The organism is Desulfofundulus sp. TPOSR (assembly GCF_011393055.1).
Lineage (GTDB): Bacteria > Bacillota > Desulfotomaculia > Desulfotomaculales > Desulfovirgulaceae > Desulfofundulus > Desulfofundulus kuznetsovii.
The window spans coordinates 961,140-984,166 of the sequence record NZ_JAAOEF010000001.1; the positions used below are offsets into that span (position 1 = coordinate 961,140).

The 23,027-nt window shown below is 52.4% G+C and carries 26 protein-coding genes and 2 tRNA genes; 14 read left to right on the forward strand and 14 right to left on the reverse strand.

What is annotated here, in order from left to right:
- Nucleotides 1-11 precede the first annotated feature (11 nt).
- Both clpP and tig read right to left on the reverse strand, forming a co-directional pair.
- Complete coding sequence (gene clpP / locus G7K71_RS04795; RefSeq protein ID WP_013821536.1) at nt 12-605, reverse strand: ATP-dependent Clp endopeptidase proteolytic subunit ClpP; 594 nt, start codon at nt 603-605, stop codon at nt 12-14.
- Nucleotides 606-667: 62 nt separating this feature from the next.
- Entirely contained in the window at nt 668-1,984 is a 1,317-nt protein-coding gene (gene tig / locus G7K71_RS04800) for a trigger factor (RefSeq protein WP_166343886.1), read from the reverse strand.
- A 590-nt stretch (nt 1,985-2,574) separates the two neighbouring features.
- Between tig and G7K71_RS04805 the strand changes: the two genes are divergently transcribed.
- Genes G7K71_RS04805 through G7K71_RS04815 form a run of 3 tightly spaced genes read left to right on the forward strand, consistent with a single transcriptional unit; the run spans nt 2,575 to nt 4,130 of the window.
- Nucleotides 2,575-2,763, forward strand: a complete 189-nt coding sequence (locus G7K71_RS04805; protein WP_166343888.1) for an OadG family protein — start codon at nt 2,575-2,577, stop codon at nt 2,761-2,763.
- Between the two features lie 17 nt (nt 2,764-2,780).
- Complete coding sequence (locus G7K71_RS04810) at nt 2,781-2,996, forward strand: biotin/lipoyl-containing protein (protein ID WP_166343890.1); 216 nt, start codon at nt 2,781-2,783, stop codon at nt 2,994-2,996.
- 18 nt (nt 2,997-3,014) lie between these two features.
- Nucleotides 3,015-4,130 (forward strand): sodium ion-translocating decarboxylase subunit beta, encoded by a 1,116-nt coding sequence (locus G7K71_RS04815; RefSeq protein ID WP_166343892.1) that lies wholly within the window; start codon nt 3,015-3,017, stop codon nt 4,128-4,130.
- Nucleotides 4,131-4,186: 56 nt separating this feature from the next.
- Here the strand turns inward: G7K71_RS04815 and G7K71_RS04820 are convergent, their stop codons facing one another.
- Both G7K71_RS04820 and G7K71_RS04825 read right to left on the reverse strand, forming a co-directional pair.
- Complete coding sequence (locus tag G7K71_RS04820) at nt 4,187-5,446, reverse strand: MFS transporter (protein WP_166343894.1); 1,260 nt, start codon at nt 5,444-5,446, stop codon at nt 4,187-4,189.
- A 288-nt stretch (nt 5,447-5,734) separates the two neighbouring features.
- Nucleotides 5,735-7,477 carry a methyl-accepting chemotaxis protein gene (locus G7K71_RS04825; RefSeq protein WP_166343896.1) on the reverse strand — a complete coding sequence of 581 codons (1,743 nt, stop codon included), beginning with the start codon at nt 7,475-7,477 and terminating at the stop codon, nt 5,735-5,737.
- Between the two features lie 253 nt (nt 7,478-7,730).
- Here G7K71_RS04825 and G7K71_RS04830 point away from each other — a divergent pair, with 253 nt between their 5' ends.
- Together G7K71_RS04830 and G7K71_RS04835 are read left to right on the forward strand one after the other, a co-directional pair.
- Nucleotides 7,731-8,477 carry a thymidylate synthase gene (locus G7K71_RS04830; RefSeq protein ID WP_013821530.1) on the forward strand — a complete coding sequence of 249 codons (747 nt, stop codon included), beginning with the start codon at nt 7,731-7,733 and terminating at the stop codon, nt 8,475-8,477.
- Between the two features lie 182 nt (nt 8,478-8,659).
- Nucleotides 8,660-9,256 (forward strand): hypothetical protein, encoded by a 597-nt coding sequence (locus tag G7K71_RS04835; RefSeq protein WP_166343898.1) that lies wholly within the window; start codon nt 8,660-8,662, stop codon nt 9,254-9,256.
- Nucleotides 9,257-9,632: 376 nt separating this feature from the next.
- Here G7K71_RS04835 and G7K71_RS04840 read toward each other — a convergent pair whose 3' ends face one another.
- Nucleotides 9,633-10,673: a hypothetical protein gene (locus G7K71_RS04840; protein ID WP_166343900.1), complete on the reverse strand. Its 1,041-nt coding sequence runs from the start codon at nt 10,671-10,673 to the stop codon at nt 9,633-9,635.
- 85 nt (nt 10,674-10,758) lie between these two features.
- Between G7K71_RS04840 and G7K71_RS04845 the strand changes: the two genes are divergently transcribed.
- From G7K71_RS04845 to G7K71_RS04875, 7 genes are all read left to right on the forward strand, one after another.
- Nucleotides 10,759-10,950 (forward strand): helix-turn-helix domain-containing protein, encoded by a 192-nt coding sequence (locus G7K71_RS04845; protein WP_166343902.1) that lies wholly within the window; start codon nt 10,759-10,761, stop codon nt 10,948-10,950.
- Complete coding sequence (locus G7K71_RS04850) at nt 10,925-11,317, forward strand: hypothetical protein (protein WP_166343904.1); 393 nt, start codon at nt 10,925-10,927, stop codon at nt 11,315-11,317. Before G7K71_RS04845 ends, G7K71_RS04850 begins: the two co-directional genes overlap by 26 nt.
- 2 nt (nt 11,318-11,319) lie before the next feature.
- Nucleotides 11,320-12,168 (forward strand): helix-turn-helix domain-containing protein, encoded by an 849-nt coding sequence (locus G7K71_RS19025; protein WP_207712647.1) that lies wholly within the window; start codon nt 11,320-11,322, stop codon nt 12,166-12,168.
- Nucleotides 12,110-12,943 carry an ATP-binding protein gene (locus G7K71_RS04860; RefSeq protein ID WP_166343906.1) on the forward strand — a complete coding sequence of 278 codons (834 nt, stop codon included), beginning with the start codon at nt 12,110-12,112 and terminating at the stop codon, nt 12,941-12,943. The genes G7K71_RS19025 and G7K71_RS04860 overlap by 59 nt, the downstream gene beginning before the upstream one ends.
- A gap of 5 nt (nt 12,944-12,948) precedes the next feature.
- A complete protein-coding gene (locus tag G7K71_RS04865) occupies nt 12,949-13,173 on the forward strand; it encodes a hypothetical protein (RefSeq protein ID WP_166343908.1) in 225 nt (74 codons plus the stop codon).
- Nucleotides 13,174-13,551: 378 nt separating this feature from the next.
- Complete coding sequence (locus tag G7K71_RS04870) at nt 13,552-14,292, forward strand: hypothetical protein (RefSeq protein WP_166343910.1); 741 nt, start codon at nt 13,552-13,554, stop codon at nt 14,290-14,292.
- Nucleotides 14,293-14,296: 4 nt separating this feature from the next.
- Complete coding sequence (locus tag G7K71_RS04875) at nt 14,297-14,569, forward strand: hypothetical protein (protein WP_166343912.1); 273 nt, start codon at nt 14,297-14,299, stop codon at nt 14,567-14,569.
- 157 nt (nt 14,570-14,726) lie between these two features.
- On the opposite strand, the gene G7K71_RS04880 is transcribed toward G7K71_RS04875, so the two are convergent.
- Nucleotides 14,727-15,242: a hypothetical protein gene (locus G7K71_RS04880; protein WP_166343914.1), complete on the reverse strand. Its 516-nt coding sequence runs from the start codon at nt 15,240-15,242 to the stop codon at nt 14,727-14,729.
- A gap of 437 nt (nt 15,243-15,679) precedes the next feature.
- On the opposite strand from G7K71_RS04880, the gene G7K71_RS04885 reads away from it, so the two are divergent.
- Complete coding sequence (locus G7K71_RS04885) at nt 15,680-15,940, forward strand: hypothetical protein (RefSeq protein WP_166343916.1); 261 nt, start codon at nt 15,680-15,682, stop codon at nt 15,938-15,940.
- A gap of 109 nt (nt 15,941-16,049) precedes the next feature.
- Here the strand turns inward: G7K71_RS04885 and G7K71_RS04890 are convergent, their stop codons facing one another.
- The 8 genes from G7K71_RS04890 to G7K71_RS04925 form a co-directional block, all read right to left on the reverse strand.
- Nucleotides 16,050-17,000: a tyrosine-type recombinase/integrase gene (locus G7K71_RS04890; RefSeq protein WP_166343918.1), complete on the reverse strand. Its 951-nt coding sequence runs from the start codon at nt 16,998-17,000 to the stop codon at nt 16,050-16,052.
- Between the two features lie 121 nt (nt 17,001-17,121).
- A tRNA-Arg gene (locus tag G7K71_RS04895) sits at nt 17,122-17,198 on the reverse strand.
- Nucleotides 17,199-17,294: 96 nt separating this feature from the next.
- Nucleotides 17,295-18,224, reverse strand: a complete 930-nt coding sequence (locus G7K71_RS04900; RefSeq protein ID WP_166343920.1) for an ATP-binding protein — start codon at nt 18,222-18,224, stop codon at nt 17,295-17,297.
- A 639-nt stretch (nt 18,225-18,863) separates the two neighbouring features.
- Nucleotides 18,864-18,937: transfer RNA gene (locus tag G7K71_RS04905), tRNA-Gly, on the reverse strand.
- A 281-nt stretch (nt 18,938-19,218) separates the two neighbouring features.
- On the reverse strand, nt 19,219-19,422 hold the full coding sequence (locus tag G7K71_RS04910; protein WP_013821527.1) for a hypothetical protein: 204 nt from the start codon (nt 19,420-19,422) through the stop codon (nt 19,219-19,221).
- Between the two features lie 624 nt (nt 19,423-20,046).
- On the reverse strand, nt 20,047-20,409 hold the full coding sequence (locus G7K71_RS04915) for a sigma-54 dependent transcriptional regulator (RefSeq protein ID WP_166343922.1): 363 nt from the start codon (nt 20,407-20,409) through the stop codon (nt 20,047-20,049).
- Between the two features lie 3 nt (nt 20,410-20,412).
- A complete protein-coding gene (locus tag G7K71_RS04920; RefSeq protein ID WP_166343924.1) occupies nt 20,413-21,924 on the reverse strand; it encodes an ATP-binding protein in 1,512 nt (503 codons plus the stop codon).
- Nucleotides 21,925-22,329: 405 nt separating this feature from the next.
- Nucleotides 22,330-22,476 (reverse strand): hypothetical protein, encoded by a 147-nt coding sequence (locus tag G7K71_RS04925; RefSeq protein WP_013821524.1) that lies wholly within the window; start codon nt 22,474-22,476, stop codon nt 22,330-22,332.
- 210 nt (nt 22,477-22,686) lie between these two features.
- Here G7K71_RS04925 and G7K71_RS04930 point away from each other — a divergent pair, with 210 nt between their 5' ends.
- On the forward strand, nt 22,687-22,992 hold the full coding sequence (locus tag G7K71_RS04930) for a hypothetical protein (RefSeq protein ID WP_013821523.1): 306 nt from the start codon (nt 22,687-22,689) through the stop codon (nt 22,990-22,992).
- Nucleotides 22,993-23,027 lie beyond the last annotated feature (35 nt).

Here is a 23,027-nt window from a genome sequence, read left to right on the forward strand (position 1 = left end):
AAACACCTCTTTTATTTTGGCTTGCGATAGGTCAACACCTCATCGATGATACCATATTCCTTTGCTTCTTCAGCGGACATAAAGAAGTCTCGATCAGTATCCCGGGCAATTTTTTCCCTGGGCTGACCCGTATGTTTGGCCAGCAGTTCGTTCAAGATATCTTTTATGCGCAGGATCTCCCGGGCATGGATCTCAATCTCCGTCGCCTGACCCTGCACACCGCCCAGGGGCTGGTGCAACATGATCCGGGCGTAGGGCAGGGCATAGCGCTTACCCTTGGCGCCGGCAGCCAGCAAAAAGGAGCCCATGCTGGCGGCCTGCCCAAGGCAGATGGTGGAAACATCTGGTTTAATATACTGCATGGTATCATAAATGGCCAACCCGGCAGTAACAACGCCGCCGGGGGAGTTGATATAAAAATGGATATCCTTTTCCGGGTCCTCGGCCTCCAGGAAAAGCATCTGGGCAATAACCAGATTGGCCACATGATCGTCTATAGGTCCGCCAATGAAAATAATCCGGTCCTTTAAAAGACGGGAGTAAATATCGTATGCCCGCTCACCGCGGTTGGTTTGCTCAACGACAATTGGCACTAAAGTCGACATGATAACGCTACCTCCTGCGTAAAGGATGGATTATTATTACTACAGCGATCACAAGCGGGAACTTATTCCGTCGCCGGTTGCCCGTCCTGCGCGACTATATTAGCCTGGTCCACTAAGAACTGGATTACCTTATCCCGCACCAACCCCGTTGTGACCGCCTCCAGCTGACCCTGGCCCTCCACCACTTTACGCACTACCGCGGGATCCTGCTGCATTTCTTTAGCCATCCGCTCAATCTCCGCCTGTATTTCTTCTTCGGTGACGGTGATGTTTTCAGCTTTGGCGATGGCATCCAGCACCAGCATGGTCTTCAGGCTCTCCCGGGCATCCGGGCGGAGGCGTTCTTCCATTTCCTCCACGGTGCTGTTTGAGTACTTCAAATAGTTTTCCAGGGTGAGGCCCTGAACCATTAAGCGCCGCTCCAGGCTTTGAAGCATTTCCGCCAGACGGGTTTGAATCATTTCCTCAGGGATGTCAACCTGTGCATTTTCCACCGCCTTCTTCAGGACGGCCTGACGGGTTTCGGCCTTTGCCCTGGCTTCGGCAGCTTGTTTTAATTTATTCTCCAGGTCCGCCCTTAATTCCTCCAGGGTATCAAACTCACTCACGTCCTTGGCAAACTCGTCATCCAGCGGGGCCAACTCCTTGCGCTTGATGGCCTTCACGGTAACGGTAAAAACGGCTTCCTTGCCCGAAAGCTCCGGCTTGGGATAGTCTTCGGGAAAGCGGACCGTGATCTCCTTCGTCTCGTTGATGGCCATCCCCAAAAGCTGGTCCTCAAAACCAGGGATTAACCCGGCGTTCCCAACTTCCAGGGTATAATCGGTAGCCTGCCCGCCCTCAAAGGGCTCGCCGTCCACCCGGCCTTCAAAGTCAATGGTAACCAGGTCTCCTTGCTGCACCGTACCCTCGTCAAGGCTCACCAGCTTGGCATGGCGGTTTTGCAACCGTTCCAGTTCTTTTTGTACATCCTCGGGCGTTACTTCCGTACTGGGTTGGGTTACTTCCAGACCCTTGTACTGGCCCAGTTCCACTTCAGGCTTTACCACTACCCTGGCCTTAAAAACCACCGGCTTACCCTCTTCCACCTGGACCAGTTCCAGCTGGGGCTGGGCCACCGGTTCGATACCCGTATCTTGTACTGCTTTAAAATAGGCTTCCGGAATCAGCATTTCCACTGCTTCATCCAGCAATGCCTGTTTGCCGATATGCCGCTCCAGGATAATCCGGGGAGCTTTACCAGGCCGGAAGCCGGGCACGTTAACCTTCTTGACCAGCTTCCGGTAGGCCCTATCCATTGCCTGGGAAAATTGATCGGCATCTACCTCTACTTCCAGTAAAACAGTATTTTTCTCTATCCTTTCCGCGTTAGCTTTCATCTATGCTCCCCCTTATAAAGCTTTTTAAATAACCAAATTTAGCCCCTTTTGCCATTATAGGCCGAACAGTATTATAGTGTAACCATTTTTGAGGTAAATACTTAATTCTACGGTTCAAGGATATTTCCTCCAGAAAAAAGGCCTTTTATTTCCCAGCCCCCAAAAAATTTATGGCAAAAATTTTTCCAAAAAAGCCCTTGCTGGCCCGATATATGCATTATACACTAGTAAGGTATTTTACCTGAAGAGAGCCAAAACTGCAATATGAAATTCTGTCAAAAATTAAAACACCGAAAAGTCACGGCAGGCTGCAGGTATTGCGGGCTCCGGGCGGGACCGGAAAAGCGGCAAAAAGTATACCTTTCCAAAAACTAAGAGAGCGTGCTTTCTGGTATTTAGAATCTTGAATATTCTTTTTAGAAAAAAGATGTATTGCATTTCCGTCCTGTATACAATATACTGTTTGTTGAATACAATAAACAAAATTTGGTTATCTTCAACCGGCTGATCTTACAAGGTTCTTACCGGGGAATTTTAAGCGGGATTGATGAAAGCGGGAATTTATAAAAATTAAAAAGGAGGGCTGATAAATGATCGACTGGACCAATGCTCTGGTAGTAGCCATCAGCGGTATTGTTTCGGTGTTTCTGGCCCTGGGCATACTAAGCGCGGTGGTGAGCTTTTCCGGCTGGCTTTTTGCCTACAGCGCCAGGAAAAAAGCTGCCGTTCAACAATCCCAGCAGGCACCTGCTCAGGGAAAAACAGTTGCAATTCACTAGGAAAGGGGGTTCTGTAAGTGGCTACTCCGGTCAATTCACCCATGGTGGGCAAGCTGATTTCAGTTGATGTTAAAGTGGGGGATCAGGTGAAGGAGAATGATCCCGTGGCCACTATTGAAGCCATGAAAATGTATGTCAAAATCTATGCTCCGGCCAGTGGTGTGGTCAAGGAAATTAAAGCCAGTCCGGGCGATGTAGTCAACCCTGATACGGTAATCTTAACTTTGGAGTAGAAGAAAGGGGAACTGGCTATGCTGGAGCAGTTGACAGAGGTCATCAACAGCACGGGGCTCCTCAGTTTGACCCCGGGCAATTTAATCATGTGGGCCGTTGCCTTTGGTCTCATGTACCTGGCCATAAAAAAAGGGGTCGAACCCCTCCTGCTGGTGCCGATTAGTTTTGGTATTTTTGCAGCCAATTTTCCCCTCACTGGACTGATGGAACCGGGAGGGCTGTACTACTTGTTCTTCCATAACGGCATCCAGAACGAGTTAATCCCTCCCCTGATCTTCCTCGGTCTGGGAGCCATGACCGACTTCGGTCCGGTAATTGCCAATCCCAAGACTTTACTGCTGGGTGCGGCCGCCCAGCTGGGAGTTTATGCGGCCTTCTTCACCGCCCTGTTATTTGGTTTTAGCGTTGCCGAAGCGGCCGTCATTGGCATTATCGGCGGTGCGGACGGACCCACCACCATCTTCCTTTCGGCCAACCTGGCTCCGCATCTGATGGGGGCAGTTTCCGTGGCTGCTTATTCCTACATGGCCCTGGTGCCCCTGATTATCCCGCCGGTGGCCAAGTTGCTGACCACACCCAGGGAGCGGGCCATGGTCATGAAACAAATGCGCCCGGTAAGCAAGGGAGAAAAAATCCTCTTCCCCCTGCTGGCCAGCCTGGTGATTATCCTGCTGGTGCCCAAATCGGCGCCCTTAATCGCCATGTTCATGCTGGGCAACCTGTTCATGGAATCTGGTGTGGTCCAGCGCCTCACCGACGTTTCGCGCAATGAGCTGATGAACATCGTAACCATCTTTTTGGGCCTGGGTGTTGGCGCTACCATGTCGGCGGAAACTTTCCTTAAACCCCAAACCATTTACATTTTCATTCTCGGTGTCGTGGCCTTTGCCTTCGCAGCTGCGGGCGGCATCCTGATCGCCAAGATCATGAACTTGTTTACGACGAACAAGGTCAACCCGTTGATCGGTGCGGCAGGAGTATCCGCAGTTCCTATGGCCGCCCGGGTGGTGCACCAGCTGGGCTCGGAAGCCAACCCGCAGAACTATCTGCTCATGCACGCCATGGGGCCGAACGTAGCCGGGGTAATCGGTACTGCCGTAGCCGCCGGAGCCTTCATCACGGCCATCCATTAAGGCGAAAACCCCTTTGGCGCGCCGGGGAACTCAGTGAAGTTTCCCGGTTTTTTTAATTAAGGGACTGGAGAATGTTGATGCCGCAGCAACCGGCGGCTAAGGAAAAGCAGGAACAGCAAGGCCAGGCCGCCGCCCAGGGCGAACCCGGCCGGAGCACCCCAGAAGTGGGCCACAGTACCGCTGAAAAAATTGCCCAGCGGCACCAGGCCGATAAAGACCAGGGAATAAATGCTCATCACCCGGCCCCGCAGGTAGTCGGGAACGTTCATTTGGACGGTGGCGTTGGCGGAAGCACTAAAGGTGCTCACAGCAAAGCCAGCAAGGCACAGCAGCAATAGGGCCAGGGGGTAGTAGCGCACCAGGGCCAGCAATAGCTCGCACAAACAAAAGCCTGAAGCGGCGGCCAGGAGCAATTTGACCCGCGGGCCGCGATTGCTGAGGTAGGCGAGGGTAAGTGCGCCCATAAAGGCCCCCAACCCCGTGGCAGACATGAGAAAGCCAAAGCCCTGGGCCTCCCTGTGCAGCACCTCCCGGGCAAAAACGGGTACCAGCACGTTAAAATTGATGGCCAGGGTACTCATACTGCCTACCATGGCCAGTACGGTGAACACCGTTGGGTTGGAAAGAATATAGGCAAGGCCCTCCCGTACATCTTCCCACAGTTTTTTATGCCCCTCCCGGACAGCCTTATCCTCCTGTACCTGGATCAACAAAAGCCCGCCCAGCACGAACAAAAAGCTGGCCGCGTTGGCCAGGAAACAGGCCGCAATCCCCACGGTGCTGATCACCAGACCGGCCACGGCCGGACCAATGATGCGCGCCCCGTTGAATACGGAGGAATTGAGGGCAATGGCGTTCATCAGATCATCCCGGCCTACCAGCTCGATGATAAAGGCCTGGCGTGCCGGCATGTCCAGGGAATGCATGGTCCCCAAAAGAAAAGCCAGCACCGCCACGTGCCAGTACTGTACCACGTTAAAAAGGGTAAGCAGGCCCAGAACAAGAGCAATGAGCATAGACATGCCCTGGGCAAACAGGAGCAGGGGTCGCTTGGGCAGGCGGTCGACCACCGCCCCGGTAAACAGGGCGAAGAGGAGCAACGGGAGGAACTGGAGGGCCCCCACCAGCCCCAGCAGAAACGGGGAACCGGTCAGTTCCAGCACCAGCCAGGATTGAGCCATATTCTGCATCCAGGTGCCCACCAGGGAAATGCACTGGCCGGTCCAGAACAGGCGAAAATTCCGGTGGCGCAGGGATGAAATAATGGCTTTGAATCCCGGGCTCTTTTTTTGTTCCGGATAAGGGTGTATTCGCATGTTTTTTGGTGAACCATCCTTAAAATTTTGGCTTTAAATTCCGGCTACAGGTCCAATTCTCTGCAAGCCACCGTTTTCCCTGCCCTTTAAATGGGAGCTGGTGAAAACTCGCCGGTCAAAAGAGCGCTGTACATTGAAAACGCTTTGTATACCGTCTCGGATCACTTGATTAAAATGAACGACCTCAATAGCTTGAAGGAAATCAACCGGCTCCGGATTGACAAGTGACGTGGCCGGTAAAAAAGCGGGCCGTCCCAAAGGCAGGCCCGCCTTCTCTTTGATTCTCCCTTACTCCAGCCTGAACTGGCTGACCATTTCCTTCATAGAACCAGCTATTTTGTTTAGCTCGGCGGCTGAAGCCGCAACTTCTTCCATGGCCGCGGTTTGTTCCTCCGTGGTAGCCGCCACGTTTTGAACCGCTTCGGACATCTGCCCCGCAGACACAGCCACTTCCTGTGCCTTCTGGCTGAGTTCCTTGACCAGCTCGATAATGGACATCAGGGACCGCCCCACTTCCTCCACCACCCGGCTGCCTTGAACGGTTTTTTCCTTGCCGCTTTCCATAATTCTCACGGCCTGGGCGGACTGTTGCTGCACCTCGCCGATGATGGAGCTTATTTCTTTTGCCGAGCGAGCGGAATTTTCCGCCAGCTTGCGCACTTCTTCCGCCACTACGGCAAACCCCCGGCCGGCCTCCCCGGCCCGGGCCGCCTCAATGGCTGCATTTAAGGCCAGGAGGTTGGTCTGTTCGGCAATATCGTTAATTGCACCTACAAACAGCACTATTTTTTCTATGGCCTGGATTAACGTTTCTACAGACCGGGCCGCTTCTTGAGACGACTGCTCAATTTCCTGCATGGTATCTATCACCCTGTCGATATTCCGCTGGCTCTGGTCGGCCTGCCGGCCTGCTTCCGCCAGTCGGCCGGAGACGGCTTTTATGTTTTCAGCCACGTTGTCCACCGTAGCGGCAATTTCACCAACGGTAGAGGCATTTTCGGTAGCCGCACTTGACGTCTGATCCATCTGGGAGGAAAGTGCCGCCGCGGTGTTGGAAACCTGGGCGCTTCCCTGGCTGATGCCTTGAATCAACTGCCGCAGCCCCTGGCGCATCTGCTCGAAGGCGTGGGCCAGGCGGCCTATTTCATCGCTGGAGCTTACAGATACTGCTGCTGTGAGATCACCCCGGGCCAGCCGCTCCGCCGCCACCACCATATCGCTCACCGGCCGCACAAAACGCCGGGCAAAGAAGACTGCAAGCAAAACGGCAAGCACCAGACAGCCCAGGAGCGAAATGACAACCGCCAGCACCACCTGCCCGACCCTTTTCATGGTTTCCTGCCTGATCATGGCCGCTTCCTTCTCGATATCGTCTACATATATGCCGCTTCCAATAATCCAGTTCCATGGGCCGAACAGCTTCACATAGGAAATCTTGGGGTAACCCACCGAGGGGTCTTCACCGGGCTTGGGCCAGTAATAGACCACGGTGCCCTCGCCCTTTTCGGCACAGAGGCGGTTCATTTCCGCAAAAAGTTTCTTCGCCTTCACCCGCTCCCGGACTTCCGGGGCATCCTTGGTATAGATTTGTCCCTGGTAAAATATGGAGCGCACCAGGGCCAGGTCCTCATCGGCGGCCATGTCCTTACCCTTCAATTCCGGTTTGATGGGGTGCATCAGCATTACCGCCCGTTCCCCCGCGGTGTGAATCCAGAAATAGCCTTGTCCCTCGTCGTAAAGCATGTGGCTGATGCGTTTAAAAGCCCGCTCCTGTGCATCTTCCACCGTTAACTCGCCTGTCTTGACCCGTTGCACGTATTCACCGGTCAGGTTATGGGCGCTTTCCACCAGGCTCCTTAACTTGCCCTCCCGCTCCGCCAGCATTTGTTCGCGGATTTTTTCCACATTGCTTTCCCCAAACCGTTTAATCTGCCATACGCTCAATGAACCAATAATAAGTGCCGCCAGAACAATCAGGCTTACCACCAGGGTGACCACCTTGCCCTGCATGCTTTGGAAACCCCGAAACATTACCATACCCCCTTCGTCAATTTAAGGGGCTATTTTTCGTCGTATTATTCTTCATTTCCTGCCGTAAATTGTCTTTTTTGGCTACCTTCCGTACACTTGGTAACAAATAGCTCCGTCAGGCGCGGGTCAAACTGCCGGCCGGCCTTCTCATTCATCATTCCCTCTCGTGCAGGACAAAGATATATCTTGACCAAAAATCTCCCAAATGTTAAATTCATACCGGTAGCCATACCAGCAAAAGGAGAGGGCGGAAATGTCTGAAGATATGAGGGAATACCTTGAGCCAGTTTTTATTAGAGCCAGGAACCTGCCTGAAGCCTGGTACCTGCTTTTAAAAAAGCTGTTTGAAATTGACGCCTATACATATTTCCCCGAGTGGGGCGGCGGCGCGGACGAGCACGGCCGGTGCGACAACAGCCGGCGGGAGTTTGATTTCGCAGTCTGCCAGATCACCCACCCCTGGGAGCGACCGCTTTGCGATATCCTGCCACCCGGACTGGGTATTCCAGCTCCCCCTACCACGATGGACAAGATCGAGGAGTACTTTGCCACCTATATCCTGAACCCGTACAAAGCGGAAAACGAGTCGTACACTTACGGCGAACGCATCTGCGAGCAGGTGGACGACCTGATTCGCTACTACCGCACCTATGGATTTGACCACGTGAAGGGGTGCATAGAAATCGCTTCTCCGTCCGATCTGGCCAGAGGTAAATCCCTGCCCTGCCTCAGGCTGATTGACACCAAAATCCGCATGGATAGAAAGGCGGGCGTTTACCGGATGCACTTTTACGTCTACTTCCGGGCCTGGGATTTGTGGGGCGGGTTCCCGGTTAACATGGGCGGCCTGCAGTTGTTCAAAGAATGGTTGGTTGAGCAGATAGGCCCCCACCCCAAAACGGGTATCCCCCTGGAAGACGGAGAAATGATCGTCATGTCCAAAAGCCTCAATGTGCGCGGCCACATGGAACCTTTCGCCCGCGCCAGGGTCGGCCTGTAAAACAAAAACTCAGCAGGTGGAGATGTCTTTGCCGGCTTCTTCGATGTATCCCTAGATTTCCTAGTAAGCCCACGATTACCCGCGAGGGAAATATAATTGAAAGGGGGGAACGATCCATGTCCGAGCAACTGCTGAAAGAGATCCTCGGTGAATTAAAGGCCTTGAATCAATGTGTCGGCAATATGGACCAACGCATCGGCAACGTGGAGCAGCGCATCGGCGGCCTCGAACAAGGCCAGGAGGAGCTCGCCGGGCGCATGGAACGAATGGAACAGCGCATCAGCAACGTTGAGCAGGGCCAGCAGGAGCTTGTCAAGCGCGTCAGTGGCCTGGAGCAGGGCCAGCAGGAGCTCGCCGGGCGCATAGAACGAATGGAACAGCGCATCAGCAACGTTGAGCAGGGCCAGCAGGAACTTGTCAAGCGCGTCAGCGGCCTGGAGCAGGGCCAGCAGGAACTTGTCAAGCGCGTCAGCGGCCTGGAGCAGGGCCAGCAGGAACTTGTCAAGCGCGTCAGCGGCCTGGAGCAGGGCCAGCAGGAACTCGCCGGGCGCATGGAACGAATGGAAGCCCTTATCGAAAACGAAATCATCGATAAGATCCGCGCCCTCTTCGATGCCCGCGCAGTTCACATGGATTATTTCGTCAGCATCAGGAACTCCGTGGCCAGAATCGAAGAGAGAGTCGAGCACCTTGCACGAAGACAAGTAGAAACTTTTATCAAGCTGGAAGAGCACGACCGGGAAATCAGGCTCCTGCGCCTGGAAATGTCCGGTCATTGATCCTTTACTTATGACATAATGACAAATAAAAGACCGCCTCAGGGTTTAACCTGAAGACGGTCTTTTTTCTGGCGTCCCAGGAGGGATTCGAACCCCCGACCCACGGATTAGAAGTCCGTTGCTCAGGCCCAAACCCTCCAGCCCGCATCATTCCTGCACTTTCCCGAAACTGCCCTCGTCACCAACAACGGATTCAGTCGTTTTTCTTTGCGGGTAAATATTCGGAATCCGTTGTTCTGTTTCCTTCCGCTTTCCCATAGAATTTTCCCATGCCTCTATGAGCTTTTCTTATGCTCCGGCCCGGTGGTCTGGTGGCCTGATGGCTTGGTGAGAGGGTGGCCTGGCTACTGCAAGAGATTTCTACTTTTTAGAAACGTTAGTTCCGTGGCCGGGAACTCTTCCTTACCACCCTCCTGAAATACCTTTCCATCTTCATTTCCAATTCTTCCCTATCCCAAAGTCCTTCCTCAAACAACCTGTCCCGGTAGGCCTTCATCTTTTCATACTGTTCCGGCGTTATTTTCCCCCTCTCTTTCCATTTCCTGTACTTGTCCAAAACTTGTGCCTTCAAGTCTAGCCCTTGTGCCCTTCGTCTACTCATTCTTTTCGCCGGTGTTTCGTGTTCCTTCCCCATTTCCCGGTTAAAGAAAGCGTATAAGGCGGCGGTGAACACGTCCGGCGGTGAGATAACGGCCCGGCCTTTGATAACGTCCAATTCGGTGAAATTTCTAAGATGCCTGAGATACCTTTTGACGTTCTGATCCAGTATCTTTTTTGCATAGTCCACAAGCCCGCTTTCCGGCGGCTTTTTCAACTGGAGGTAGTAAACCCCCATGTCATAGACAAAGCTGCCATATTCGGAGAAAAGAACGGGAGTTTTGCCCCGCATGTAGAGGCGGTAGTTTTCAGGCGGCCCGGTAAAGGCTTGAACAAACTCTTCCAATTCCCGGAGGCCATACCCTTCCTCAAATGGCCGGAGGAATACCCCCCTTAGTTTTGCTTCCTTCCCCTGGACAATGGCCCTCCAAATGTCCACCACCATGTAGAAAAAACCCAGGGTATTTTCTAATTCGCTTACCAGGATGGCGTTACCCTTTCTGTTGATAAGCGGCCCATATTCCTGCCAGAAATCAATCAATGCGGCGTGGTTGCCGTTCAATACCTCTTCGGCCAGGGTAAAAACCTTCCTGTCAATGTCTGCCGGCAGCTTTTCGGCTTTCTTCGGATCCTCCCATACCAGGCATGGCCGCAGGTATTTCCCCGGTAAGCCCTCCCCTATTTCCACGGCCAGCCTGTGGCTTTTCCAAAACTCCTCTGCTTTTCTGTCCGGCAGGGTAATCTCCCAGGGAAACTTTTGTTCAATCCAGGCCCGGCATTTGCCCGGTGTTTTCAGGGTGATAGCGGTGGTAATCTCCATGTTCTGTTTTCTCTCCTGTCCGTTATTGTCCGTTAACATAATAGTACTATGGACTTAGCAAAAATTCAAGAGGGAGGTATTCAAAATGAATCGGATTCGGGAAATTCGCCAGCAGAAGAAGATGACGCAATTCGAGCTGGCCCGCCGAACCGGTATCCACCCCGTAAACCTGTCCAAAGTTGAATCTGGAGTTTTGAGGGCATACCCCGGCTGGCGGAAAAGAATTGCGGAAGCCCTGGGGGTGACGGAAGATGAAATCTTCCCAAAAGAAAAATAACGAAACCATCATTTCCGCATATGTCGGTGGACAGCTGAAAAAATGCGGTGTCTTGAAGCAGGAAAACGGCCGGTACGTTTTTGAGCAGCGAATCAGGGAAAGAGACATCTTAAAAATTCGTGGGGCGGCGGGTGTTGATCTGAGATACGAACCCCCTCTTCCCGAAGATTGCATAATTAGGCATGTCATAAGCGAATCCGGCAGTGAAACAGTGTTCGAAATTCCGCTTCAAGCGTTAAAACAACATCCCAAAATGGATATTGCAAGTATTGGCCCTAAGCACCCCAAAAGAATGTACTTGAGTTACCGCTTCTGGCGAAATCGAACACTAGAGGAAATGCAGCCCCGGCTTTTCGAGGCGGTGTAGTTATGAGTGATAAATACTCATTCAACGAACGATATGGCGAATCAATCGTTTCCGGCGGTGTGGCTGCCGTCCCTTTCGCCCTCTTCCGTTACCAAAAAGAACTGGGACTAAGCCCGGAGGAAACCTGGTTTGTAGTCTACATACTCTCCTTCAAATGGGACGGCGGCCTTCCATACCCGTCTTTGCGAAAAATGGAACGGCTTACCGGCGTCCCACGGCGGAGGCTTCACCGGATTAAGGACAGGCTGATAAGCAAGGGATACCTGCAAATTAGAAATCAGTTTCGTAAGGACGGCGGCCAGGACAGAAACCGGTACGACTTTTTTGGCCTGTTCAACAAGCTAAAATGGCACATCGAGCAAGATAAGAATCCAGAAAATCCAATAGCTGAGGACGATACCCCCGGTGACAAAATGACACCGGCCCCGGTGACAAAATGTCACCGCCCCGGTGTACGATTTGACACCGGCCCCGGTGTACGAAATGACACCCCTAAAGAAGAATCAGTAATAAAAGAAGAATCAGGGATAAATACTACTACGTCTACACCAGAAGAAGCCCAATTTATTTCTACATTGTCTACAGTGGAGAATTATCCCCTGGACATAGAAAAGGATGTTGCATTTCTAAAGAAACTCAAGGAACTGTTTCCGAACGTTGATGTAGTGGAAGAAACACGCAAATGGGCGGTGTATAAACTCGATAAGCCACTAAAGAAGAACTCCAACCCGCGAAGCCAAATCAGAAACTGGATGGAGATAGCAGCTAAAAAACAACAGGGAGGTAAACCAAATGGCGGCAGAATTAAACCCGTTGCAAAACCATCAGAGACATTCGATGACTGGCTATGATGAATATCTAGACAAGGTACGAAAACTCTTCCCTATTACCGCGAACTGGCCTGATGAAACGATTATTGAAAACATCAGGCTTTTCAAGGAAGCGAGCGAGCATATATCAGGGTATTGCTGCAACATCCGTCCTTTGAATCCGCGACACACATACAAAGCCCCGACAGAACGTCCCGGTGAGTTTGAGACTGTGCAGTGTCCCAAGGCATGGCAGACGGCGGTGAAGGAAGCCATAGCCGAGGCCAATCTTCCAAAGCGATTCTTGAGGCTTAAACTGGCCGATTTAGACGATGGAGAAGCAAAGACAAAACTGCTGGCCTATGTGAACGATTTTGAGGCCCTGAAACGGGAGGGAAAAGGTTTACTCCTGGCCGGCAGCGTAGGGACGGGGAAAACACAAAGAATTGTATCGTTGGCTGCCGAATTAATCAATCGTTATCTGACGCAGGTAAAGTTTGTGACGTGTCATGAACTTCTCGAATTGTATAAACAAAGTATGAATGATGGTATTAAAAGGTTGAAACTCAAGGAACTTCGTGAATGCGAACTGATGATAGTTGACGATGTGGGAGCGAATCGTTTTTCGGAATACGACCAGGCGGCATTCGGCAGTTTCATCAACGAACGTTATAATGAAATGCTTCCCGTTGTTTTAAGCACGAATCTGAGTAAGGCGGATTTAAAAGAGCTGGTTGGCGAGAGGGTTACCAGCAGAATCACCGAGATGTGCGAGCGAATAGTTTTAACTGGCCCCGACAGGCGGGAAGGGAGGTGAATAGTGTGCCCCGTATCACTTTTCGATTGGGCGATGAGATTGATACTGAATTGAGGCGGTTACTGAAAAACATCCGCAGGGACAATCCACGGATGGATGTAACGGTATCGGATATTATCCGGGCAGCTCTCCTGGCCTACATTCAGCAGTGGAAATTCATTTCCTGGGCTCAAGGCAACTACAAACTCCGGCCTAGGCCCAAGCGAGGCCCGCCGGAGGCCGGGAAGTAATACTAGTATCAAACACTAGTGTTGGGAGGAAAACGGAGATGGCCTCATTCCATAAAGTCAACGTAAAAGTGGCCCGAATGAAAGGCAAATACCAGGCCTGGCCGGGGAAACCACCGAACTACAAAAAGCGAAAGAAAGGTGGTGGCCAGGATGCGATGCTCAAGGTGCGGAGTTGAAATGGATGCGGAAGATTTGAAGAACGGTGTTTGTGCAATTTGCCTCGAATACGATGAAAGGAAGAGGCGAAAAGAACTGGCCCGCCGTGGCAAACTCCGGGCGGCGGGTGGACTGGCGGGGAAGCCACAACCCTGCTGGCCGTGGCCGCAGTTGGCCTATCAATGCAGTCGGATAATTAGCGGAAAGAAAGGAGAATGAATCATGAACGGACACTCTTCGGCAAATCTGGCGATTGCGAAAGGCATTCCGGTACGGGTGGCAAGTCCTGAGCAGCCACTGGTGCCAAAGACAAGGGTATATGTCCACGCGAAAGACATCGGATTCAAGGCCTACAGCGAACTAGCAGACTTCCTGATGGAGCAGGAGCAGGAGAAAAAGAAGCCCTCATTCCTGAGAAAAAGGGAAAACAAAGTTAGCCTGGAGGAAATTCTGAGCGATATTGATGTGCGGGTGACGGAAGCGTTTGAGAAAGAACTGGCCGAGGTTTCGACGAACATCCCGAAGGCCGAGCTGGAGGAATCCCTGGCCGGATTCAAGCGGGAAGCCCGTTTGGAGTTTCTGAAAAGCCTCTTGAGATACTGGCCCGAATTCGCCAGGCAGGTGTACGAGCTCGAACCTTCGCTATCCCCGCCACCCCAGGTAAATAAGGAGCAGTTGAGTAAGCTGCGGGAGCTTCAAAAAATCGTGGACAGGATTGTTGAAGATGTGGAGCGGGCAATATCGGAAGTCACCAAATACCTGGACATGGTGGCTGAGGCGGCCAGGGAAGAAAACTCCATCCTCCAGGGTACAGCGGAGGCAGGCAAAGGGAGGCTTCAGGAGTTACCCCCCCGGCTGGCCTGGGCTATCAGGACGCGGATTGTGCAATACGAAAGCCAGCGGGCAGGCTTCAGTGAGCGGATAAGACCTTTGGCGGAAACGGTCAAGTGGAGAAGGTGGTGAGCACATGGACCCGGTTATGGCCAAATACCACCCTTCGCAGTGGGAAAAACTGAATGAGAAGATAAGGATTCTGGTGGAAATCGAAAATCAACTCCGGCCAGAACTAGAAAAGGCAAAACAAACAGTAGAGGAACGGGAGGAAGAGTTTAAAGCGGCCCTCAGAATGTATGAAGCCGTCAGGGAACAGCTCCGGCGGATAAGGCTGGAACGTGAAACAATCGTCACCAACATGGAAATGGCAGCCAAAGCCGCAGGCAGGCGAAAGAAGCTGATTTAACGATGAATTTCATCGGCAAAGGGTGTCGGCAATGATGGACACCCTTCGTTGTTTGCCGGCAAACCTGTTCGACGAATTTCGTAGTACGACAGAGCCGTCCGTTTTTCGGATGGCTGGCCTGCCACACCCAGGAGGAAATAGCGGAGGCGGTGGGGTGTCACCATAGTACGGTACAGGAAGTTTTGCGGGAAAAGGCAAACTTGCCGGAATCCGCGTAGCGGCACTGGAAGCCGAAAAATGGCTTGCGAAAGAGGCGAAGGAGAGGCAGAGAAAACATGGAGGAACAGCCCCTGGAAGGCCAAAAACACTTCCTCAAAAGATTGAGGAAGTGTCTATTCTGGAAGAAAATAGGGAAACCGTTAGTCAAAAAATTGAGCAACGGAGGAATAAATCCGACGGCGAAGCTGCAGAACAGGCGGCAAAGCTGTTCGGGACTAATGGCCAGACGTAATTTGACGGATGAGCAGAGGCTTTTGGTGTGCGGAATTTGCGAAGGCGGCAGGCACGTAGTAAAATTGAGGAGGAAATAAATCCCAATAGGGGTACTCAAAAAATTGAGGAAGCCTATCAAATAGGCTGTTCCGCTTTGTTTCACCTTCCATAATGGCACCCCTGCGTTACCCGCTTTGGCGGGTATTTTTTTGGCAACGAAGTGCCCCGAAAAGCCGTACATCCCGCACCATCCGGGCACGAGGCGGCCCGCCCTATTTCCGCCGGAACCAACCCTGGCTTTCGGGTACGAAGTTTGCTTAGCAATGTTCGCACCAATAGCCAGAACGTAACCTGGCCGGTATAATCCAGCAGTTACGGCATATTGCCCGTGATTCGCTTCGCTACTATGGCTATTTCTCTTGATGCAGTATCATCGAAGTAGGCGGGCGGCGGGTATGCCCGCCAATTCCGCATAAAATGCGGCCTGGAGGGTGCTGAAGGCCCTATTTGGGATACTTCCAGGCGGTAATGCACGGAAAAATTTTGGAGGTAATACGGTACTAGTGTTTACTACTAGTGTTGGAGGCATTTTTTGGTGTATACTGACGGGAGGGATAACTCTCCCGGCGGGCGGCACACCCTCCCCCCTACCCCCGCGGCCCCGGAAGGAGGCTGGTCATGCCGGTTGTCCCGCTTTCACCGAGGGAATTTCAGGAGAAAACAGCCCTTTGCTGGGCTTGTGCCAATGCCACGGGTGCTGATTGTGCATACTTCTCCATCAAGGAGCCTTTGGTTGGCCTGGAGGCTGTCGGTGCAGTGGCCTACATGGTGGAGATAGAGGGCAGGCCGTCCTTCAAGGTGGCCCGGTGCCCTCACTTCCGGGAAGGCCCTCTCAGGCCATTGAGCGAACAGGCACTCCTGGCCGTTGCCTTCCTCTAACGCATAAACGGCCATAGAAAGGGCGATAACTGGCTGGCAGGTATGATAACATTACCCTCTCCGTTTTCTCCTGCTGTAGGCCAAAATTAAAGGCCGCTTATGCGGCCCGTTACTTCTTCTTCACCTTCCCGGCCCTTGTCCTCTCCGGCAGTAACTGCTTCACCGGGGAGGCTACGGCGTGTTGTTCGGCTAAGTCATTCTCCGTCAAGGCAAGGTATCGTTTTGTCATACTCAAGTCCGCATGGCCCAGCATCTTCTGCAAGGCATAGACGTGCCCGCCACCTCGCAGGAACATGATGGCGGAGGAATGACGCAGGGAATACGGCGTCAAGGGATACCCCAGCTTCCGGGAGTATTGCCTTATTCTATGTGCCCAGGAGCTTACAAGCATTGGCTGGCCGTCCTGGTTGGCGAAAACCGGAACGGTATCGTCCCAATCCTCCGGCCTTGCTTCCATCAGCTTTCTGATGGCCTTTGCCGTGGTGTGGGAGTATGTCACCGTCCTGGACACCCTGGTTTTGGCCACATCCCTGGATACAGTAACCTGGCAGGCCCGCAGGTTGAAATCAGAAGGAAGCAATCTCAGTGCTTCCCCCGGCCTCAAACCGCAGTCAACCTGCAGGAGAATCAAGGCATAATCTCGAATACCCGTATACGTCTTTCTGTTGGGTAAGTCCAGGAGCTTTTCCAGTATGTCCGGTGGAATGTCCCTGGCCTTACCCTCATCCTTTCTTTTGTGCAGCCCGGCGGTGGGATTGGCGGCCAGGATACCCTCTTCTACGCACCAGTTGAAGAAGGCCCGCAGGTAGGCCAGCGGAAGGTTGTAAGTTGCCGGTGCTTTCCCCGCCAATTCCGCGAAATAACGTCTGACGGCGGCCCGCAAGGCCTCGTAATCACCCCAGGCGTCAGGGTAGGCTTGAAAGAACTTGCTGATTCTTGTGTGGTAGTCATGGATTGTCCTTTTTGCCTTACCCTCCGCTTTCTTCTGGAATAAAAAATCCTCCAGAACATCCTCCCACGTCCGGCTTGCCTGCTTTTGCAGCTTGAGCACCTTTGGCATGTTGCCCTTCCTCCCCTTTCCTGCCGAATCCGTTGTTGTCGGGAAGGGCGTTTCAGGAACAAACGGATTCAAAACAAAAAGGCCCTTTCCGGCAATCCGGAAAAGGCCCGTAAATCAAGGCTGGCGTCCCAGGAGGGATTCGAACCCCCGACCCACGGATTAGAAGTCCGTTGCTCTATCCAGCTGAGCTACTGGGACATGATAGGGGGCAGGTTGCCTGCAGCCCCTATTGATTCTCAGTGCTTATATTATACAATACGAAGTGTTACGCAGCAACAGCCTGTGACAAGCTTTTTACATCTCCTGTACCTGCGGCTGGGTCAGGGGATCGATGCCGGCCTTTTGCATCAGGCGGCAAAAAAGGCAGGTATCGGCCGTGGTCGGCTGGCCGCATAGGGAACAACCTTTTAATTCCACAGGTGTATCGATGAAACTCCTGCGCCCCCTGTCCCAGAAACCGAAGAGGAATCTTTGTTTCGTACCGGGCATTTTCTCTTCCAGGGAGTTAATTAATTCTTTATAAGCTAAAGATGTCGCCCCCCTGGCCAGCGGGCAGTCATCGGCAAGAAACTCGATACCCTTTAACCGGCAATACAATTCCGTTTCCATTTCCCCCAACCGGACCAGCGGTTTAACGCGGGCGGGGAGGCGGGCATGGGTGGAGGGCAGGTGTGGATACTGGCGTGCCAGGTATCCTTCCTGCCAGCCAAATAAATTGCCAAGCAAAGCTGCTGTTTCGTCGTCCAGATTGTGTCCCGTGGCCACCACCCGGTAGCCCTTTTGCTGGACCACCAGGTTCATCAGGTACCTTTTAACCGTACCGCAAACGGAACAACTCACCCGGCGGGTACGCCGGACGATTTCCTGCATATTGCTGCCGTATGTGTCCACCAGGGAAAGCACGTACAACCTGGCTCCCCGGTTAGCGGCAAACCTTTCACAAATCAACCGGGAACCTTCGGAATATTCCCCTATGCCCAGGTCCACGTGCAACCCGTCCGCCCTGTACCCCAGGGACAAAAGGGCATCCCACAGGGCCATGCTGTCCTTCCCGCCTGAAACGGCAACCAGCACCTGCTGCCCCTCGGCAAGCATTTTATATTTTTTGATGGCCCTGGCTACCTGCCTTAAAAAGTACTCAATAAAATGTTCCTGACAAAAGGCCGCATTGGTCGATTTGAGATTTATTACCGACTCCCCTTTGCATTTCACACAGCGCCGCATCGTCAACCACCCTCTTTCCTCCGGTAAAAGTGAAAGGGGAGGTAGAAAACAGCTTCTTTCCTTGTAACAATTATCTCAAATAGGTATTGCCAACCAATATTGTATGATATAAACTAATATCAGGTGATGTTCACCTTTCATTCTCCCGGGATGTTCCCGGGAAAGGGCAGGGGCTGGCCCGGCGGGAGAAAGCTCCGATGGAACGTGCGCTGGCTGGCAGTGGCGCACGCGAAGCGGGCTTTAACGATGAGGTTTCCTTTGGGAACTGAGCACTGCCGGGTAGCCTGCACTGGGGTGTACGGGAAACGGCATTCCGGTCGGCCAAACCGTTCCTGTCCTTCAGGTGGGAGCCTTTGGGCGATAAGACCACCCCGCCGTTTGGAAGCCGTCAGGCTGTATAAAGACGGTGGGCCTTTCGGGTCTGCCGGATGACGTACCGGTTTGGCGGTCACTGTTTCGGGCGGGACTCCAGAAGCCCGCGGTCCGCCTGCCCCGTCAGCCGGGCAGGTGGGGATGCCCGGCCTCTCGGAGAGCGTGAACTGCTTTTGCTGTCGCTTTTATCGCTACTTGATAGAAGTTGATAGCAAAAATGAAACAGATATTCTGCCGGGTACAGTAAAAAGCATTAAGATCAAAAACTGGAGCGGGTGATGGGAATCGAACCCACGTACCCGGCTTGGAAGGCCGGTGCTCTACCATTGAGCTACACCCGCTCGATAAGAAAAAGTATAAATTGTCGGCAGCAACTATATTATAGCGAAAACATCTGTGGAAGTCAAAACAATTATCAGGAAATAAAACATAACTAAACCGCTAAAATCACCAAAACCGGAATTATACGTTCCCTAGAGCGCTCAATGCTCCCAGGGCATTAGCGTGGCATCCCTCAAGGCCAAGGTGATGATCATCCGGGTTATCCGGGGAATGCCGGCTGACCTGCGTTAAGCACCGCCGTCTCGCGATGGGATGTCCTTTAATTTTTTAAAAGGGGATGTCACACGGGGGCCTGTTTTTTGCGGCCCTTGCTGAAAAGGGCATCCTCTTCCAGTTTTACTGTTCTGATGGCTTCGTATATCAAAACCGGCTGGCCGTTTTCCACCCGCAACCTGACTTCCCCCCAGCCCAGTTCCCGGATGAATTTTATTAACTGCATTTCCCGGTTGGTAAATCCCTGCGGGGTACCGACCTCTTTTGTCATTTTACTTCCCCTCCCCTGGAGGTTTTCCCGGCCCGGTCCGTTTTCACTGTCCAGTTATGGTTTCTTCAGGATGAACAGCCCTGATAGGAAATAAATAGCCTGAAATTGTGTATTATTTCACAAAAACAATATCATAGAGCCCTCTTTCCGTCAACTACTCTACCTTGTCTTAATTTTTTTACTTTTTCTCTAAAAAACTTAACTGCAAAAACAAAGGCTGACCTCGCCGGTCACCCAAGTAACCGGACAGGCCAGCCTATCGTTGTTCGATTCGGCTGCTCATATTGCTTGATTGTCTGTTCCAACCCGGAAACCCGACCTATTTTGAGGATAACAAATCAGCGCAATATTGTCAACTGGTAACGGAACTGAAGTATCCCCAGTTTTTTTAAGCCCCTGTTTTGGCTCGGTAGCGAGCGACTTGAGCCGAGCGGCTAGCCAAACTTAGCGAGGCGAAAAGCGAAGGCAGGCCCGAGGGCATGGATGCCCGAGGCCGGCAACTGAGGCAGGATGCCGAATTTGCCGGGAAGCCTGCCGGAGCTTTGAGCCGAGCACTAGTTTGGCCCGCGAGGCTCACTGGAGCGAGCGGGAGCCAAAACAGGGTAGTTGGAAAGTGGGGATAACTCAGGTAACGGAAAGGACTTTGGTTACCGTATCCTTAAGATTGCTCAATTGAAAGGGTTTGGTTACATAACCACTGGCGCCCCGTTGCAGGGCTTCCAGTGCGGTGGGCAAGCTGCTTAACGCGGTCATAATGATTACCGGCAGCTTTTCATCCTTCTTCCGGATGTGCTCCAGGACCTCCAGACCGCTCATCCCCGGCATCTTGATATCCAGAAGCACTAAATCTACTTCCTCTTTGGCCAGTAAATTCAACCCTTCCGGACCGCTATTGGCGGTGAGCACCTCATAACCTTCATCCATTAAAGCCTTTCTCAGCGCCCAGCACATCCCCTTCTCGTCGTCAATAACCAGAACCCGGGCCATGGGTTAACCCTCCTTTTCTCCATTACTCCTAACCGGCAGGCACACGGTAAAGACCGTGCCCTGGCCGGGATGGCTTTCCACCGTGATCGATCCTCCGTGGATGCGGACAATTTCCTGGCTGATGGCCAGGCCCAAACCACTCCCCCTGGTTTTGCGGCTAAAGAAGGGCTGGAAGATATGCTCCAAATCCTCGGGAGGAATGCCCTCCCCGGTATCCCTGAAAACCGCACAAACCCCGTCTTTAGAAGCAAAAGTTTCTATATCGAGGCGGCCACCACCGGACATGGCCTGTATAGCATTAACGATCAAATTTAAAAACACCTGCTGGAGCTTCTCCCGGTTGCCCCTTACCGGCGGCAAACCATCGGCCAGGGATAAATTTAATTCCACCCCGTTTTGGCTCAAATACGCTCTGCTGGCAACGGCAATTTCGGATATCAAATCGTTCAGATTTATTTCCTTCATGCCGCTGCCCGGTCGCCCAAAGTCCAGCAGTTCGCCAATGAGCCCATTTAAGCGGCCAATTTGTTCTTCTATGATGGCCAGCGGTTCTTTCATCCCCTCATCTTTCTCCAGGGAAGGCCTGACCACCTCCACCGTGGACTGCATGATGCCGATGGGAGCGCGCAACTCGTGGGCAATATCGGTAACCAGCCGGCCCAGGGCCGCCAGGTGTTCGGAACGACGCAGGTGCTCCACCAGTTGCTCCTTTTCCGCCAGGTTTGCCGCCATCTGGTTGACGGCCCGGCCGATTTCCCCCAGTTCCCCGGGCATTTCCGGGATCCTTGCTTCCAGGTTTTTCTCCAGTTCCAGCAATCCCTCCTTCAACCGGCCCACTCCCCGTACCAGGGAAAGAATGCTGGCGAGGGTGGCCACCACCGCAAAACTAAAGATTCCTAAAGTGGCGTAGCGCAGCAAAAGACGCACCCGGGCACTCCGGGCAAAGAGGGGGTGCAGCCGCTCCTCAACCCAGACCACAGCCACCACTTTTCCCTGGATACGCACCGGCACCAGGTACTCAAGAAACTGGTCATCCCAGGTCTGGCCGATCCTGGTAATCGGCTGGCCCCCGGCCAGCACGGCCTTAATGCCTTCCTCAGCTTCCCTAAAAATGCGTTCTACCCGCTCTTCAGGCGTTTCCGGTTGGCGGGGCCGGTATTCGTGGAGAAACCCCTGCACCCAAATGCGTTCCTGACCGGTGATATATAGACCGCAACGAATTCCCGGGTGACTGCTGGTGAGGGGGGCAGCCAAACGGTTAAACTCATCCACCAGAAAACCGGTTAAGTCTGGACGGGGATTGGCTTTCCATTGCTCCAGAGCACGGGCCTCCATCTGTTCGCCCAGATGATCACCCAGCGCAACCAGCCGGTTTTGCATGTCCTTGATCAACTGGTCATCCGTCCGGGAAGCAAAAAGAATATCGTATAGCATCACCAGCACGGGAACAATCAACAATATGGCCACTATACTTATCAGCTGCAGCTTGAAACTCTGGGGCCGGAAATTTACCATCCTGGCACCTCCCCTTTCCCGCCCGCAATTACTTCCTACTTGTGAAATATTTCGCTTGTGCCGTAAACATTCCTTCTATACGGGTAAAAAATATTCGCCTTCCGGCCAGTGAAAAATCTTTTTAAACTTAATGGTTTATTTTTTCTCCTTGGTAGTTACCAAAAAGGAAAGGCCCCTTGAAAAGGAGGCCACATTCAAGGTAATATTTCAAATGCGGGTTTGGGGGTGAAGTGAGGGGAGAGGGGGTTGTTGTCTGTAAGACAAATAGGCCGATACCCCGGTAATTACCAGGATACCGGCCTATGGTTGTTCCATTCGGCCCTTTCTCTTTATGTTACCAAAAGGACAAGCCTCTGTAAAGTGGAGGAGAAAAAAATTTCCTTTAAAATGCGTATAACCTTAGTACTATGCTACGATTGGTCCCAGCATACGGGAAAGCCATATAACCATTAGAGCGCCGCTGACGAAAGAACCCAGGACGTCAATAAGGTCGCACAGCAAGCTTGATTCTTCCACCTGGTTAGGAGAACACTCCCACTCCCCCATCCACATGGATCTTCCCCCCAATACCCAATTTTTATTTTTCAAGGTACATTTTCTTTAACTTAAATAATAATACACCACCTGTCAAGGGTCAATGGAAATCGCAAAATTTAAAAGATTAAAAAATTCGGCTCCCCAAAAATTTTTTACGTTATTTAAATAGGGAAAACGAGATAATTAGCGAATTATTTCACAAACATATGAATGGGGGAATCCGCTGTGGGTTTATCTTTTCTAAAAATCAAGACGCCTCCTTGCCCCGCCTGTGGTTCAAAAAACACCACCCGCGGACGTATTATCAGGCTGGCAGCCGGGTTGGGCCTGGGATTTGGGGGAGCACTATTCTTTTTCCTGCTGGGCTACTTTTACCCGTGGATACGCAACATGATTCCCATTGCTTTACTTTGTGGCCTGTTTGTATGCCTTATCCCGCCCCTGGGGAAATACTGCTGCCTGGACTGTGATGCCTACTGGAACCCGGAAGAACCCGATAAGTTCTGGCGCCCCAAGCCCCCGGGTCTATAAAAATAAGGAGCCCCGGCTATATACCGGGACTCCTT

Bases quoted from the DNA above. Each gene is read 5' to 3' on its own strand.
- G7K71_RS04845 (WP_166343902.1), top strand. From the start codon at position 10,759: ATGAATCGGATTCGGGAAATTCGCCAGCAGAAGAAGATGACGCAATTC.
- G7K71_RS04885 (WP_166343916.1), top strand. From the start codon at position 15,680: ATGCCGGTTGTCCCGCTTTCACCGAGGGAATTTCAGGAGAAAACAGCC.
- G7K71_RS04875 (WP_166343912.1), top strand. From the start codon at position 14,297: ATGGACCCGGTTATGGCCAAATACCACCCTTCGCAGTGGGAAAAACTG.
- G7K71_RS04820 (WP_166343894.1), bottom strand. From the start codon at position 5,446: ATGCGAATACACCCTTATCCGGAACAAAAAAAGAGCCCGGGATTCAAA.
- G7K71_RS04805 (WP_166343888.1), top strand. From the start codon at position 2,575: ATGATCGACTGGACCAATGCTCTGGTAGTAGCCATCAGCGGTATTGTT.
- G7K71_RS04915 (WP_166343922.1), bottom strand. From the start codon at position 20,409: ATGGCCCGGGTTCTGGTTATTGACGACGAGAAGGGGATGTGCTGGGCG.
- G7K71_RS04925 (WP_013821524.1), bottom strand. From the start codon at position 22,476: ATGTGGATGGGGGAGTGGGAGTGTTCTCCTAACCAGGTGGAAGAATCA.
- G7K71_RS04910 (WP_013821527.1), bottom strand. From the start codon at position 19,422: ATGACAAAAGAGGTCGGTACCCCGCAGGGATTTACCAACCGGGAAATG.
- G7K71_RS04830 (WP_013821530.1), top strand. From the start codon at position 7,731: ATGTCTGAAGATATGAGGGAATACCTTGAGCCAGTTTTTATTAGAGCC.
- G7K71_RS04870 (WP_166343910.1), top strand. From the start codon at position 13,552: ATGAACGGACACTCTTCGGCAAATCTGGCGATTGCGAAAGGCATTCCG.
- G7K71_RS04880 (WP_166343914.1), bottom strand. From the start codon at position 15,242: ATGTACGGCTTTTCGGGGCACTTCGTTGCCAAAAAAATACCCGCCAAA.
- G7K71_RS04890 (WP_166343918.1), bottom strand. From the start codon at position 17,000: ATGCCAAAGGTGCTCAAGCTGCAAAAGCAGGCAAGCCGGACGTGGGAG.
- G7K71_RS04920 (WP_166343924.1), bottom strand. From the start codon at position 21,924: ATGGTAAATTTCCGGCCCCAGAGTTTCAAGCTGCAGCTGATAAGTATA.
- G7K71_RS04835 (WP_166343898.1), top strand. From the start codon at position 8,660: ATGGACCAACGCATCGGCAACGTGGAGCAGCGCATCGGCGGCCTCGAA.
- G7K71_RS04900 (WP_166343920.1), bottom strand. From the start codon at position 18,224: ATGCGGCGCTGTGTGAAATGCAAAGGGGAGTCGGTAATAAATCTCAAA.
- G7K71_RS04815 (WP_166343892.1), top strand. From the start codon at position 3,015: ATGCTGGAGCAGTTGACAGAGGTCATCAACAGCACGGGGCTCCTCAGT.
- G7K71_RS04850 (WP_166343904.1), top strand. From the start codon at position 10,925: ATGAAATCTTCCCAAAAGAAAAATAACGAAACCATCATTTCCGCATAT.
- G7K71_RS04840 (WP_166343900.1), bottom strand. From the start codon at position 10,673: ATGGAGATTACCACCGCTATCACCCTGAAAACACCGGGCAAATGCCGG.
- G7K71_RS04860 (WP_166343906.1), top strand. From the start codon at position 12,110: ATGGCGGCAGAATTAAACCCGTTGCAAAACCATCAGAGACATTCGATG.
- G7K71_RS04825 (WP_166343896.1), bottom strand. From the start codon at position 7,477: ATGTTTCGGGGTTTCCAAAGCATGCAGGGCAAGGTGGTCACCCTGGTG.
- G7K71_RS19025 (WP_207712647.1), top strand. From the start codon at position 11,320: ATGAGTGATAAATACTCATTCAACGAACGATATGGCGAATCAATCGTT.
- clpP (WP_013821536.1), bottom strand. From the start codon at position 605: ATGTCGACTTTAGTGCCAATTGTCGTTGAGCAAACCAACCGCGGTGAG.
- tig (WP_166343886.1), bottom strand. From the start codon at position 1,984: ATGAAAGCTAACGCGGAAAGGATAGAGAAAAATACTGTTTTACTGGAA.